This is a genomic window from Methylobacterium tarhaniae (genome assembly GCF_001043955.1).
Taxonomy (GTDB): domain Bacteria; phylum Pseudomonadota; class Alphaproteobacteria; order Rhizobiales; family Beijerinckiaceae; genus Methylobacterium; species Methylobacterium tarhaniae.
In genome coordinates, this window is record NZ_LABZ01000012.1 from 52,464 (window position 1) to 66,339 (window position 13,876).

A 13,876-nucleotide genomic window follows, 5' to 3' on the forward strand; every position below is an offset into this window, starting at 1 on the left:
CCATGCTGCTCTCCCGCATCGACAAGCCGGGCTGGATCTTCCTCGGCGTTCTCGCCGCCGCCTGCATCGTGGTGCCGGCCCTCAACCTGCTGACCGCGCCGGGCTCGGCTTTCCACGTGCCGACCTACGCCGTCTCCCTGATGGGCAAGTACCTCGCCTACGCGATCCTGGCGCTGAGCCTCGATCTCGTCTGGGGCTATTGCGGCATCCTCTCGCTCGGCCACGGCGCGTTCTTCGCGCTCGGCGGCTACGCCATGGGCATGTACCTGATGCGCCAGATCGGCCCGCGCGGCGTCTACGGCAACCCGGTCCTGCCCGACTTCATGGTCTTCCTGAACTACAAGTCCCTGCCCTGGTACTGGCACGGCTTCGATTGGTTTCCCTTCGCGGCCGTGATGGTGCTGCTGGTGCCGGGGATCCTCGCCTTCGTGTTCGGCTGGCTCGCCTTCCGCTCGCGGGTGACCGGCGTCTACCTGTCGATCATCACCCAGGCGATGACCTTCGCGCTGATGCTCGCCTTCTTCCGCAACGACATGGGCCTCGGGGGCAACAATGGGCTCACCGACTTCAAGGACATCCTCGGCTTCAGCGTGCAGGCGCAGGGGACCCGCGTCGTCCTGTTCGTCCTGACCGCATTGGCGCTGGCCCTGGCCTATCTGGTCGCCCGGTTCATGACGACCTCGGCCTTCGGCAAGGTGCTGATCGCGATCCGGGACGCCGAGTCCCGCACCCGCTTCCTCGGCTACCGCACGGCGCACTACAAGGTCCTGGCCTTCACCGTCTCGGCGATGATGGCGGGCGTCGCCGGCGCCCTCTACGTGCCGCAGGTCGGCATCATCAACCCGTCCGAGTTCGCCCCCGCCAACTCGATCGAGGCGGTGATCTGGGTCGCGGTCGGCGGCCGCGGCACCCTCGTCGGCGCAGCCCTCGGCGCGGTGCTGGTCAACTACGCCAAGACCCTGCTCACCGGGGCGATGCCGGATGCCTGGCTGTTCGCGCTCGGCGCCCTGTTCGTCGTCGTCACCCTGTTCCTGCCCAAGGGCATCCTCGGCACCCTGACCGAGCGCCTCGGCGCGCGGCGGGCCCGAATCCGGATGGACATCCCCCCAGCCCTGGCCGAGGAGGGCCGCGGATCATGAGCGCGGCGGTCGCCCTGCACCCTTCCGACCCGGTTCACGAGAAGCGCCTCACCCAGGCCCTGCTCTACGTCGACGACATCAAGGTCACCTTCGACGGCTACCGGGCCCTGCGCGGCCTGTCCCTGACCCTGATGCCCGGCGAGATGCGGGCGATCATCGGTCCGAACGGCGCCGGCAAGACCACGATGATGGATTGCATCACCGGCAAGACCCGGCCCGATACCGGACAGGTGATCTATGACGGCATGCACGACCTGACCCGGATGGACGAGGCGGCGATCGCCGAGCTCGGCATCGGCCGCAAGTTCCAGAAGCCGACGGTGTTCGAGAGCCAGTCGGTCGCCGACAACATCCTTCTGGCGCTCAAAGGTCCTCGCGCCGCGACCGCCTCGCTGTTCGGCTGGCGCAACCGGGTCGAGCGGGCGCAGATCGACGCCATCCTGGAGACCGTGGGGCTGATCGCCCATCGGGCCCGGCCGGCGGCCGACCTCTCGCACGGCCAGAAGCAGTGGCTGGAGATCGGCATGCTGCTCGCGCAGGATCCGAAGCTCCTCCTCGTCGACGAGCCGGTGGCCGGCATGACCGACGCCGAGACCGAGGCGACGGCGACGCTTCTGCGCCGCATTGCGAAAGACCACGCGGTGATCGTCGTCGAGCACGACATGCACTTCGTGCGCGCCCTCCAGTGCCGCGTCACCTGCCTGCACGAGGGCGCGGTGCTGGCCGAGGGCTCGATCGATTCGGTCTCGGCCGACCCGCGGGTGGTCGAGGTCTATCTCGGCCGCTGAGAGTGCCCGTGGCGGCGAAGGCCTGTCGGGCACTTTCATCGACAACGCTTCCCGTCATCCCGGGGCCGCGCAGCGGAACCCCGGATCCATCACCGCCGACGATGCAGGGTGCAGCGGAACGCGGCTCGCTCCGTCACGATGAGTCGGCGGTGATGGATCCGGGGTTCTCAGCCCGGCGAGCCCCGGGATGACGAGGAGGGTGGCAATTCCGTCGGACGAGCCGAGCAGGCTCTGAGGATTTCTTCCATGCTCTCCGTCGAGACCATCGATCTCCATTACAGCGCGGCGCAGGCCCTGCGCGGCGTCTCGCTCCAGGCCGAACCCGGCAAGGTGACGGCGGTGCTCGGTCGCAACGGCGTCGGCAAGACCTCGCTGATGCGCGCCATCGTCGGCCAGCAGCCGGTGTCGAAGGGCGCGGTCAAGCTCGACGGCCGCGACATCAGCCGCCTCGCGCCTTACGACCGCGCCCGCCAGGGCATCGCCTTCGTGCCGCAGGGCCGCGAGATCTTCCCGCTGCTCACCGTAAAGGAGAACCTGGAGACGGGCTTCGCACCGTGCAAGCGCCGCGACCGCTACGTGCCGGCCGAGATCTACGACCTCTTCCCGGTCCTCAAGGACATGCTGGGCCGGCGCGGCGGCGATCTCTCGGGCGGCCAGCAGCAGCAGCTCGCCATCGGCCGCGCCCTGGTGACGCGCCCCCGCGTCCTCGTCCTCGACGAGCCGACGGAGGGCATCCAGCCCTCGATCATCAAGGATATCGGCCGGGCGATCGACTATCTGCGGGGCAAGGGCGACATGGCGATCGTGCTGGTCGAGCAGTATTTCGAATGGGCCCGCGACCTCTGCGACACCTACGCGGTGATGGATCGCGGCCAGGTGGTCGAGGCCGGGCCGCGCTCGGGCATGGTCGAGGCGCAGGTGCGGCGATGGCTGTCGGTGTGAGATAGCGCTCAACCACCTTGCCTTTCGCCGCTCGCGGGCTTATCTCCGCGACAACAGTTCTGTTCGTGGCCGTGAGGCTGCGGTGCGGGAGTGGGTCCCCCCGGGGCCCGCTCTTTTTTATTGCCGCAAGCCTCCCCGGGCGCGAGCCGAACGCCAGATTGCCTCCCCTCCAAGGGCCCCTCTCGCGGGGACCCCGCCGCGGCACCGACCTCATGACCGACGCCCCAGACCAGAACCCGGCCGAGAAGCGCCTCATCACCGAGAGCGGCGTCGCCGCTCGCGTCGCGCAGATCATCGAGCCCGCCATCGAGGGCCTCGGCTTCCGCCTCGTGCGGGTGAAGGTCTCCAGCCAGAGCGGCTGCACGGTGCAGATCATGGTCGAGCGGCCGGACGGCACGATGTCGGTGGACGAGTGCGAGACCGTCAGCCGCACGATCTCGCCGATCCTCGACGTCGACGACCCGATCGGCGGCGCCTACTACCTCGAGATCTCCTCGCCGGGCATCGACCGGCCGCTGGTCCGGGCGGGCGACTTCGCCCGCTGGGCCGGCTACGAGGCGAAGGTCGAGCTGGCGACGCCGCTCGACGGCCGCAAGCGATTCCGCGGCATCATCCGGGCCCCGGAGGGCGACACGGTCCGCATCGACCTGCCCGACGCCAAGGAGGGCACCCCGTCCTCCTACGACCTCAACTTGCGCGACATCGGCGAGGCCCACCTCGTCCTCACCGACGCACTGGTGCGCGAATCCCTGCGGCGCGGCTCGGCCCCGCCGCAGGACGACGAGGATGACGAGGACGAGGGCACGAGCCCCTCCGTCACCCACTGAAGAACGCTCCGGACCCGTAACGAGTCGAAACCCAGGAAGGACTGAACCGATGGCCGTCGTCAGCGCCAACAGGCTCGAACTCCTCCAGATCGCCGAGGCGGTCGCCCGCGAGAAGGTCATCGACCGCTCGATCGTGCTCGGCGCCATGGAGGAGGCGATCGCCAAGGCCGCCCGCTCGCGCTACGGCGCCGAGACCGACGTGCATGCCGAGATCGATCCCCGCACCGGCGCACTGCGCCTGTCGCGCCACCTCCTGGTGGTGGACGAGGTCGAGAACGACGCCCGCGAGATCGACCTGCCGTCGGCCCGCCGCCACAACCCGGCCGCCCAGGTCGGCGACGTGATCTCCGACACCCTGCCGCCCTTCGATTTCGGCCGCGTCGCCGCCCAGTCGGCCAAGCAGGTGATCGTCCAGAAGGTCCGCGACGCCGAGCGCGACCGCCAGTACGACGAGTACAAGGACCGCATCGGCGAGGTCGTCAACGGCCTGGTCAAGCGCGTCGAGTACGGCAACGTCATCGTCGATCTCGGCCGCGGCGAGGGCATCGTGCGCCGCGACGAGTCGATCCCGCGCGAGACCTTCCGCCCCGGCGACCGCATCCGCGCCTACCTGTTCGACGTCCGCCGCGAGGTGCGCGGGCCGCAGATCTTCCTCAGTCGCTCCCACCCGCAATTCATGGCCAAGCTCTTCGGCCAGGAAGTGCCGGAGATCTACGACGGCATCGTCGAGGTGAAGGCGGTCGCCCGCGATCCGGGCTCGCGCGCCAAGATCGCGGTGATCTCGCGCGATTCCTCGATCGACCCGGTCGGCGCCTGCGTCGGCATGCGCGGCTCGCGCGTCCAGGCGGTGGTCGGCGAGCTGCAGGGCGAGAAGATCGACATCATCCCGTGGTCGCAGGACCAGGCGACCTTCATCGTCAACGCGCTCCAGCCGGCCGAGGTGGTCAAGGTGGTGCTCGACGAGGAGGCCGACCGCATCGAGGTGGTGGTGCCCGACGACCAGCTGTCGCTCGCCATCGGCCGGCGCGGCCAGAACGTGCGGCTCGCCTCCCAGCTCACCGGCTGGGACATCGACATCCTGACCGAGGCCGAGGAATCGGAGCGCCGGCAGAAGGAGTTCGTCGAGCGCACCAACACCTTCATGCAGGCCCTCGACGTCGACGAGACCGTGGGCCAGCTCCTCGCCGCGGAAGGCTTCCGCTCGGTCGAGGAGATCGCCTATGTCGAGCCGTCGGAACTCGCCAACATCCAGGGCCTCGACGAGGAGACCGGGGCCGAGATCCAGGCCCGCGCCCTCGACTATCTCAACCGCATCGAGGCCGAGAACGATGCCCGCCGCATCGAGCTCGGCGTCGCCGACGAGCTGCGCGACATCGACGGCATCACCACCCCGATGATGGTGGCGCTGGGCGAGAACGACGTGAAGACCGTCGAGGACCTCGCCGGCTGCGCCACCGACGACCTCGTCGGCTACACCGAAGGCCGCGGGCCCGAGGCGGTGCGCCATGCCGGCTACCTCGACGGGTTCGAGGTCTCCCGCGCCGAGGCCGAGGCGATGATCATGGCCGCCCGCGTCCATGCCGGCTGGGTCGAGGCGCCCCCGCCGGAGGAGGCGCAGGAAGGCGACGAGGCCGAGGGTGAGGACGGCGAGGGCGATCAGGCCGAGGGCGAGGGCGAGGGCGACCAGGCCGAGACCGTGCCGGTCGAGGAGGAGGCCGCCGAGACCGCCGAGCGGCAGCCGACCTGAGGCTCGACGCAGCGATGGACCCGACCATGCAGGATGACGCTCGCGACGCGGATGCGCTGCCGCCGGACGTCCTCGACGCCGGCGCCGGACGCGGCCGCGCCAACGCGGAGCGCACCTGCCTGGTCACGCGGCAGGCGGGCAAGCCGGACCGGATGATCCGCTTCGTCCTCGGCCCCGACAACGAGGTGGTGCCCGACCTGCGCGCCCGGCTCCCCGGCCGCGGCGCCTGGGTCACGGCGACCCGGGCGGCGGTGGCGGAGGCGGCGAAGAAGCGCCTGTTCCAGCGCGCCTTCCGGCAGAAGGACGCCCGCGTCGCTCCCGATCTCGCGGACGTGATCGAGGCGGGGTTGCGCGACGACCTGCGCCAGGGCTTTTCCCTCGCCAACAAGGCGGGCTGCGTCGTCACCGGCTTCACCAAGGTGGAGAGCGCGGTGGACAGCGAAACCGGGGTCAAGGCCCTGGTTCATGCCAGCGACGCGAGCGCCGATGGGCGGCGCAAGCTCGCCCAGGCATTGCGAAGGCGCTATGGCGATGCCATATCGAGGATCCCGGTCATCGACGACCTGTCCGGTGAAGAATTGGACATGGCCTTGGGCCGGGATCATGTGATACACGCTGCCCTCGTCGCGGGAGCCGGCACTGCCGGCTTGCTCGCGCGTTGGCGTCGGCTCCACGTCTTCCGCGGCGGGACGGCGACGTCGGGACGGGCCGGAACGGAGCCCCCGGGCTCCGACGCGGCGCTCCCGGACGCTGTCCAGGATGGTGGAACATCGCTGCGGACCGGCCCCCCGGAGGCCGGTGGTTGAGTGAATCGAATGGGATCGGCCCAGGTGGTGGGCGCGCTCCCGGGAACACGATGGGAGGCGGCCGCCGGGAGGCCGGGTCCCGGGACGGACGAGAACCCCCAGGGTCTGAACTGAATGAGTGAGACGAAGAATCCGGGCGACAAGACGTTGCATGCCGGTCCCTCCAAGACGCTGTCGATGAAGCGTCCGATCGAGCAGGGTACGGTGCGCCAGAGCTTCTCCCATGGCCGCTCGAAGTCGGTCGTGGTCGAGACGGTGAAACGTCGCCCCGGCGGCGCGCCGGCCCCGGCCGCGCCGAAGGAAGCCGCGCCGAGCCAGGCGCGCTCCGCACCCCAGGGGCAGGGCCGCCCAGGCGGCTCGCGCCAGGATCGCCCGGCCGCCGCGCGGTCCGGCGTCGTCCTGCGCACCCTGAGCGATCAGGAGCAGAGCGCCCGCATGGCCGCCCTCGTCGACGCCAAGCGTCGCGAGGAGGAGGAGCGTCGCCGTGCCGCTGAGGAGGCTCAGCGCCGCGCCGAGCGCGAGGCCGCCGAGATCCGCGAGCGCGAGGCCGCCGAGGCCCGCAAGCACGAGGAGGAGGAGCGCCGCCGCCAGGAGGATGCGCGCAAGCGCCGCGCCGCCGAGGAGGCCGAGCGCCGCGCCCAGGAGGATGCGGCCCGCGCCGCCGCCGCGGCTCCCGCTCCGGCTGCCCCCGTGGCTCCCGCGGCGGCACCCGCCGCCGCTGCCCCGCGCCCGGCGGCTCCGGCCGCCGCGCGTCCGGCCGCTTCCGCGGGTGCGGCTCGCCCGGCCGCTCCGGCCGGCGCCCGTCCTGCCGCAGGCGCCCGTCCGGGCGCTCCGGCCGGTGCTTCCGCGCGTCCGGCGGCTCCCGCTGGCTCCCGTCCGGCGACCCCGAGCACGGGCATCACCCGACCGAGCGCCCCGGCCGAGCCGCGCCGCACCCTGACGGCCGACGCCCGCAAGCCGCGCGACCTGAACTTCATGGCCCGCCCGGCGCCGAAGCCGGAGCCCAAGCCCGAGCCGAAGCCCGAGACGCCCGCCGCCGCCGCGGCGGCGAAGCCGGCGGCCGCCGGTGCGGCGCGCCCCGCCACCGGCCGTCCGGCCGCGGCGGAGGAGGAGGCCGAGACCAAGCGGGTCATCCGCCGTCCCGGCATGCCGCTCAAGGTCATCACCCCGCCCAAGACGCCGAAATCCCCGGGCGGCGACCGCAACCGCGGCCGCCTGACGATCGCGACCGCGACCTCGGGCGAGGAGGAGCGGACCCGCTCGCTCGCCTCGTTCCGCCGCCGCAACCAGCGCCTGACCGGCCACCGCCAGGTGGAGCAGAAGGAGAAGCTGGCCCGCGAGGTGGTCATCCCGGAGACGATCACCATCCAGGAGCTCGCCAACCGGATGAGCGAGCGGGCGGTCGACGTCATCCGCATGCTGATGAAGCAGGGCCAGATCCACAAGATCACCGACGTGATCGACTCGGATTCGGCGCAGCTCATCGCCGAGGAGCTCGGCCACACCGTGCGCCGCGTCGCGGAGTCGGACGTCGAGGAGGGCCTGTTCGACGAGCCCGATACCGACGACGACACCCAGCCGCGTCCGCCGGTCGTGACCATCATGGGCCACGTCGACCACGGCAAGACCTCGCTGCTCGACGCGATCCGCAACGCCAACGTCGTCTCCGGCGAGGCGGGCGGCATCACGCAGCATATCGGCGCCTACCAGGTGACCTCGCCGTCCGGCGGCAAGATCACCTTCATCGACACTCCCGGCCACGCCGCCTTCACCTCCATGCGCGCCCGCGGCGCCAAGGTGACGGATATCGTGGTGCTGGTGGTGGCGGCCGATGACGGCGTCATGCCCCAGACGATCGAGGCGATCTCCCACGCCAAGGCGGCCGAGGTGCCGCTGATCGTGGCGATCAACAAGATCGACAAGCCAGACGCGAACCCGCAGCGGGTCCGCAACGAGCTGCTCCAGCACGACATCCAGGTCGAGTCGATGGGCGGCGAGACCCTCGAATTCGAGGTCTCGGCCAAGACCAAGGACGGCCTCGACGAGCTGCTGGAGGGCCTCGCCCTCCAGGCCGAGATCCTGGACCTGCGCGCCAACCCCGACCGTTCGGCGGAAGGCACCGTGATCGAGGCCAAGCTCGACCGCGGCCGCGGCCCGGTGGCGACGGTGCTCGTCGAGCGCGGCACCCTGCATACCGGCGACATCATCGTGGCCGGCGCCGAGTGGGGCCGCGTGCGGGCGCTCGTCGACGATACCGGCCGCAACACCAAGGAGGCGGGTCCCTCGGTTCCCGTCGAGGTGCTGGGCTTCAACGGCACGCCGGAGGCGGGCGACCGCGTCGCGGTGGTCGAGAACGAGGCCCGGGCCCGCGAGGTCACCGAGTACCGGGCCCGCGTGAAGCGCGAGCGCGCGGCGGCCACCGGCAGCGGTGCCGGCCGGACGCTGATGGACATGATGCGCGACCTCAAGGAGGGCGCCGGCCGCAAGGAGTTCCCGCTCGTCATCAAGGGCGACGTGCAGGGCTCGGTCGAGGCCATCGCCGGCTCGCTCGAGAAGCTCGGCAACGACGAGGTGGCGGCCCGCATCCTGCACACGGGTGTCGGCGGCATCACCGAGTCGGACATCACCCTGGCCCAGGCCTCGGGTGCGGTCGTGGTCGGCTTCAACGTCCGCGCCCACAAGGAGGCCCGCGAGGCCGCCGAGCGGGCGGGCGTCGAGATCCGCTACTACAACATCATCTACGACCTCGTGGATGACGTGAAGGCGGCGATGTCGGGCCTGCTCCCGCCGACGCTCCGCGAGGAGCGCCTGGGCGAGGCGCGCATCCTCGAGATCTTCAACGTCTCGAAGGTGGGCAAGATCGCCGGTTGCCGGGTCGAGGACGGCCGGGTCGAGCGCGGCGCCCATGTCCGTCTCATCCGCGACAACGTGGTGGTGCACGAGGGCAAGCTCTCGCAGCTCAAGCGCTTCAAGGACGACGCCAAGGAAGTCTCGGCCGGCCAGGAATGCGGCATGGCCTTCGAGAACTACCAGGACATGCGTCCGCGCGACGTGATCGAGTGCTACATCGTGCACGAGGAGCGTCGCACGCTCTGACGAGCATCCCGCTGCCATCGGCCGTCCGCCGTCATGGCGGCGGCCCAGGAGGATACCGCGAGCCCGGGACGCCAGCGTCCCGGGCTCGTCGGTTCAGGATGACAGCCGCGAGGGCCTTGAACGGCCATAGGCCGCCCCGCGGCCCGGTCCGAGCCCGGAGAGACGATGGTGCGTAAATCCCAGGAATCCGCAGGCCCCTCGCAGCGCCAGCAGCGCGTGGCCGAACTCGTGCGGCACGCCCTCGCCGAGGTGCTGAGCCGCGGCGACATCCAGGATCCGGTGCTGAGCCAGCACGTGATCACCGTGCCGGAGGTCCGGATGTCGCCGGACCTCAAGCTCGCCACGGCCTACGTCATGCCGCTCGGCGGCCAGGACGAGCGCCCGGTGATCGAGGCGCTGGAGCGCAACAAGAAGGTCCTGCGCCAGGAGGTGGCCCGCCGGGTGGCACTGAAATTCGCCCCCGACCTGCGCTTCCGCCGCGACGAGACCTTCGACGAGGCGGCGCGCATCGACGCGCTCCTGCGCAGCGACAAGGTCCAGCGCGATCTCGGAACCGAGCCGGATTCCGAAGACTAAGCGGATTTCGCAAAAGTGGCTGCCGGTTTTGCGGCAAAAATCTGCGGCGAAACAAAAACATAGGCTGACGAAGCGTTGGCTTGCCGACGCAAGTCTGCTTAGGACACGCGCCCGGCGCGCCGAACCAGCGCCCGGCTGACGACTTGAACAAGCAGGATCGGCACGGACCAACGCGGGCGGCAGTCCCGCGGCGACCGCCGTTCGAGAACGGACACAGGATGACGATGCACGAGGATCAGCCCGCAGAGCCCGCGCCGCAGGCGACCCGCCCCGCCCGCGAGGGCCGCGACGGAGGCCCCCGCCAGGACCGGCCGCGCGGCCGCGGCCGCCCGCCGGGCGACCGGCCCAAGCGCCGCGAGATCAGCGGCTGGGTGATCCTCGACAAGGGCGTCGGCATGACCTCGACCCACGCGGTCGCGGCGGTCAAGCGCGCCCTCAACGCCAAGAAGGCGGGACACGCCGGCACCCTCGACCCGCTCGCCTCCGGGATCCTGCCGATCGCGCTGGGCGAGGCGACGAAGACGGTGCCGTTCGTGATGGACGGCCGCAAGGCCTACGTCTTCTCGGTCACCTGGGGCGTCGAGACCGACACCGACGACGCGGAGGGCCGCCCGGTGGCGACCTCCGACGACCGGCCGACGCAGGAGCAGGTCGAGGCGATGCTGCCGCGCTTCGTCGGCGCGATCGAGCAGGTGCCGCCGCGCTACTCGGCGATCAAGATCCAGGGCGAGCGCGCCTACGACCTCGCCCGCGACGGCGAGGTGGTCGAGCTGGTCGCCCGGCCCGTGCAGATCGACCGTCTGGCGATCGTCGCCCATACGCCCGAGCGCACCGTGATCGAGGCCGAGTGCGGCAAGGGCACCTATGTCCGCGCCATCGCCCGCGACCTCGGCCGGGCGCTTGGCTGCTACGGTCACGTCTCGGCCCTGCGCCGCACCCGCGTCGGCCCCTTCGCCGAGGACCAGTCCTGCACGATCGGGGCGCTGGAAGCCGCCGAGGCCGAGGCCAATGCGGCGGTTCTCCGCCCGGTCGAGACGGCGCTCGACGCCGTGCCGCACGTGCCGGTCTCCCGCGACATGGCGATGCGGCTCATGCGCGGCCAGCCGGTGATCCTGCGCGGCCGCGACGCCCCCACCGAGGGCAAGGCCTACGCGACCTGCGGCGGCGTGCTGGTGGCGGTCGGCGACGTGGAGCGCGGCGAGCTGGTGCCGCACCGGGTCTTCCACCTCGGCGGTACCGCCCCGCGCAACGGCTGACGGGAAATCTGGAAGACGTCTTCCGGATTTCCTGTCACAAGCCCGCGCGGCGTTCGAGCGAAGCCGATCTCCGCATCGCGTGAGGCGATCCCGCCGGGATCGCCTCACGCGATCGGTCGGATATCGGAGAGAGGGCAGGGGGCGATGACCGATGGATTCGACACCGATCCGCGGGTGCTGTGGAGCGAGGACGTGCTGCGCTACCGCGACACGGATGCCAACGGCCACGTCAATAACGCGGTCTTCGCCGCCTTCTGCGAGAGCGGGCGGGTGCAGTTCTTCGCCACCCACCTGACCCCGCTGCTCACCCCCGACACCTTCTTCGTCATCGCCCGCTTCGTCATCGATTACCGGGCGGAGCTGCACTATCCGGGCCGGGTCCGCACCGCGACCTGGCTCGCCCGCACCGGCCGCACCTCGCTGGGCTTCCGCCACCGCATCCTCACCGGCGACGTGGTGGCCGGCGAGGCGGAATCGGTCTGCGTGCTGCTGGCCAAGGACACGCGGCGGCCGGCACCCCTCGGGGCGGCCGGGGAGGCGGCGTCGCGGCTGGTGGTCGAGGCGCCGGGGGGCTGAAAATCGCAGGGGTTGCGACGAGGTGGGTCTCCGCCGCGGCATCGTCCCGGTCTCACCGGGACGCCGCCAGATCGCTGTTGCGGCCGCCGCGAAAATCCTGATCTCCTTGGGACATCATCGCGCCGCGCGGGAGAGGCGGCCGATCGACACGCTCATCGAGAGGTCCCATGGTTTCACCCACGCGCCGCCACCTGCTGACCGGTCTCCTGCTGGCGGCGTTCGCACTTCCGGGGCTCGTCGTCCCGGAAATCGCCCGTGCCGCCCCGCGCACCGACCTCGTCCTCGGCATGCCGGTGGAGCCCCCGGGCCTCGATCCCACCAGCGCGGCCCCGACGGTGATCGGCCAGGTGGTGTGGCAGAACGTGTTCCAGGGCCTGACCCGGATCGACCGCGACGGCAAGGTGCAGCCGCAGCTCGCCAGCAACTGGACGATCTCGCCCGACGGCCTGACCTATACCTTCGCGCTCCAGACCGGCGTCAAGTTCCACAACGGCGAGCCCTTCGACGCCGGCACCGCGAAATTCGCCCTCGACGCGATCCGGGCGCCGGGCTCGGTCAACCCGCAGAAGGCGCTCTACGCGGTCATCGCCGACGTGAAGGCGCCGGACCCGCAGACCCTCGTCCTCACCCTGTCGAAGCCCTCCGGCAACCTGCTGTTCTGGCTCGGCCAGCCGGCGGCGGTGATGGTCGAGCCGAAGTCCCGCGACGGGCTGAAGAGCAATCCGATCGGCACCGGGCCGTTCCGCTTCGCTTCCTGGCGCAAGGGCGACCGGGTCGAGCTGACGCGCAGCCCCGACCATTGGGACGAGGCCCGCAAGGTCCATCTCGACAAGGTCACGTTCCGCTTCATCGGCGACCCGCAGGCGGCGGCCGCGGCTTTGCGCGCCGGCGACGTCGACGCCTTCCCGCTGCTGCCGGCGCCCGAGCTCTACGGGGCGTTCCAGAAGGACAAGGCGTTCATCGCGCAGCCGGGCCTGACCGAGATGAAGGTCGTGGCCGGCATGAACAATGCCGGAAAGCCCTTCGGCGACAAGCGCGTGCGCCAGGCCCTGATGATGGCGGTCGACCGCAAGCTCCTGATCGAGGGCGCCTATTCCGGCTACGGCGCAGCCATCGGCAGCCACTACACGCCGAACGACCCGGGCTACAAGGATCTCACCGGCGTCTACCCCTACGATCCGAAGAAGGCGAAGGCGCTGCTGGCGGAGGCCGGCTACGCCAAGGGCCTGACCTTCACCTTCAAGTCGCCGCAGATGGCCTACGCCACCCGCACGGCGGAAATCCTCCAGGCGATGTTCTCCGAGGTCGGCGTGACGATGACGATCGTGCCGACCGAGTTCCCGGCCAAGTGGGTGCAGGAGGTGATGCGCGACCGCAGCTTCGACATGACGGTCATCGCCCATGCCGAGCCGATGGACATCGCGATCTATTCCAACGATCCGTACTATTTCGGCTACAAGAACCCGGCCTTCAACGACGTGGTGGCGAAGGCCGCCGCGGCCACCGACGAGGCGACGCGGCTGACGCTCTATGGCGAAGCACAAACGATCCTCGCCGAGGACGTGCCGGCCTTGTTCCTGTTCGTGCTGCCGAAGCTCAGCGTGTGGAAGGCCAAGCTCACCGGGTTCTGGACGAACGAGCCGGTGCCGTCGAACGACCTGACCGAGGTGCGGTGGACGGAGTAGGGGCACCTATCTGTTGGACATGATTCACATGACGGATGCGCCCATCGCCTCTCCCCGCGGGCGGCAATTCTGTCTTGGGAACGAGAAATGCTCGGGAACGAGAAAAGGCGCGGGCTTTTTCCCTCCCCCTCTGCGGGGGAGGGTGCCCGGCTGCGAGTGCGAAGCACTCGTGCGCCGGGCGGGAGAGGGGCAGCGCGACGCTGATCCAGGTGGCGCCTGTCATCTCGGTCCCCGACCTCTCCGGAAGCGGCGTCCCCTCTCCCGGCCCCCTCCGGGGGCCACCCTCCCCCGCAGAGGGGGGAGGGGTCATCGCTGTCTCTTATACACATCTAAAAAAAAAAAATGACATACTACTCACACGATCCGTAGAAATCACGTAAACGTATCATTGCGTACGATGACTGACCAGACGAGACACGCATATCTGTAGCTGATTGG

General features: G+C 70.5%; 10 protein-coding genes and 1 pseudogene. All 11 read left to right on the forward strand.

Going from position 1 to position 13,876, the window contains the following annotated elements; genetic code table 11:
• Positions 1 to 2 precede the first annotated feature (2 nt).
• Positions 3 to 1,139 (forward strand): urea ABC transporter permease subunit UrtC, encoded by a 1,137-nt coding sequence (gene urtC / locus VQ03_RS02005; RefSeq protein WP_048449179.1) that lies wholly within the window; start codon positions 3 to 5, stop codon positions 1,137 to 1,139.
• Positions 1,136 to 1,927: an urea ABC transporter ATP-binding protein UrtD gene (gene urtD / locus VQ03_RS02010; RefSeq protein ID WP_048449180.1), complete on the forward strand. Its 792-nt coding sequence runs from the start codon at positions 1,136 to 1,138 to the stop codon at positions 1,925 to 1,927. The genes urtC and urtD overlap by 4 nt, the downstream gene beginning before the upstream one ends.
• A gap of 246 nt (positions 1,928 to 2,173) precedes the next feature.
• Complete coding sequence (urtE, locus tag VQ03_RS02015) at positions 2,174 to 2,869, forward strand: urea ABC transporter ATP-binding subunit UrtE (protein ID WP_048449181.1); 696 nt, start codon at positions 2,174 to 2,176, stop codon at positions 2,867 to 2,869.
• A 212-nt stretch (positions 2,870 to 3,081) separates the two neighbouring features.
• Positions 3,082 to 3,672 (forward strand): annotated as a pseudogene (gene rimP, locus VQ03_RS02020) (ribosome maturation factor RimP); the annotation flags it as partial.
• 73 nt (positions 3,673 to 3,745) lie between these two features.
• Positions 3,746 to 5,443, forward strand: coding sequence for a transcription termination factor NusA (nusA, locus tag VQ03_RS02025; RefSeq protein ID WP_048449183.1), 1,698 nt, complete (start codon positions 3,746 to 3,748; stop codon positions 5,441 to 5,443).
• 26 nt (positions 5,444 to 5,469) lie between these two features.
• Positions 5,470 to 6,249, forward strand: a complete 780-nt coding sequence (locus tag VQ03_RS02030) for an RNA-binding protein (RefSeq protein WP_053078357.1) — start codon at positions 5,470 to 5,472, stop codon at positions 6,247 to 6,249.
• 114 nt (positions 6,250 to 6,363) lie between these two features.
• Entirely contained in the window at positions 6,364 to 9,345 is a 2,982-nt protein-coding gene (gene infB, locus VQ03_RS02035; protein ID WP_048449185.1) for a translation initiation factor IF-2, read from the forward strand.
• 168 nt (positions 9,346 to 9,513) lie between these two features.
• On the forward strand, positions 9,514 to 9,921 hold the full coding sequence (rbfA, locus tag VQ03_RS02040; RefSeq protein WP_048449195.1) for a 30S ribosome-binding factor RbfA: 408 nt from the start codon (positions 9,514 to 9,516) through the stop codon (positions 9,919 to 9,921).
• 218 nt (positions 9,922 to 10,139) lie between these two features.
• The gene (gene truB, locus VQ03_RS02045) at positions 10,140 to 11,177 is read left to right on the forward strand and encodes a tRNA pseudouridine(55) synthase TruB (protein ID WP_425350021.1); all 1,038 of its coding nucleotides are present in this window, start codon (positions 10,140 to 10,142) and stop codon (positions 11,175 to 11,177) included.
• A gap of 144 nt (positions 11,178 to 11,321) precedes the next feature.
• On the forward strand, positions 11,322 to 11,753 hold the full coding sequence (locus VQ03_RS02050) for an acyl-CoA thioesterase (RefSeq protein ID WP_048449186.1): 432 nt from the start codon (positions 11,322 to 11,324) through the stop codon (positions 11,751 to 11,753).
• Between the two features lie 167 nt (positions 11,754 to 11,920).
• Positions 11,921 to 13,438 (forward strand): ABC transporter substrate-binding protein, encoded by a 1,518-nt coding sequence (locus VQ03_RS02055; RefSeq protein WP_048449187.1) that lies wholly within the window; start codon positions 11,921 to 11,923, stop codon positions 13,436 to 13,438.
• Positions 13,439 to 13,876 lie beyond the last annotated feature (438 nt).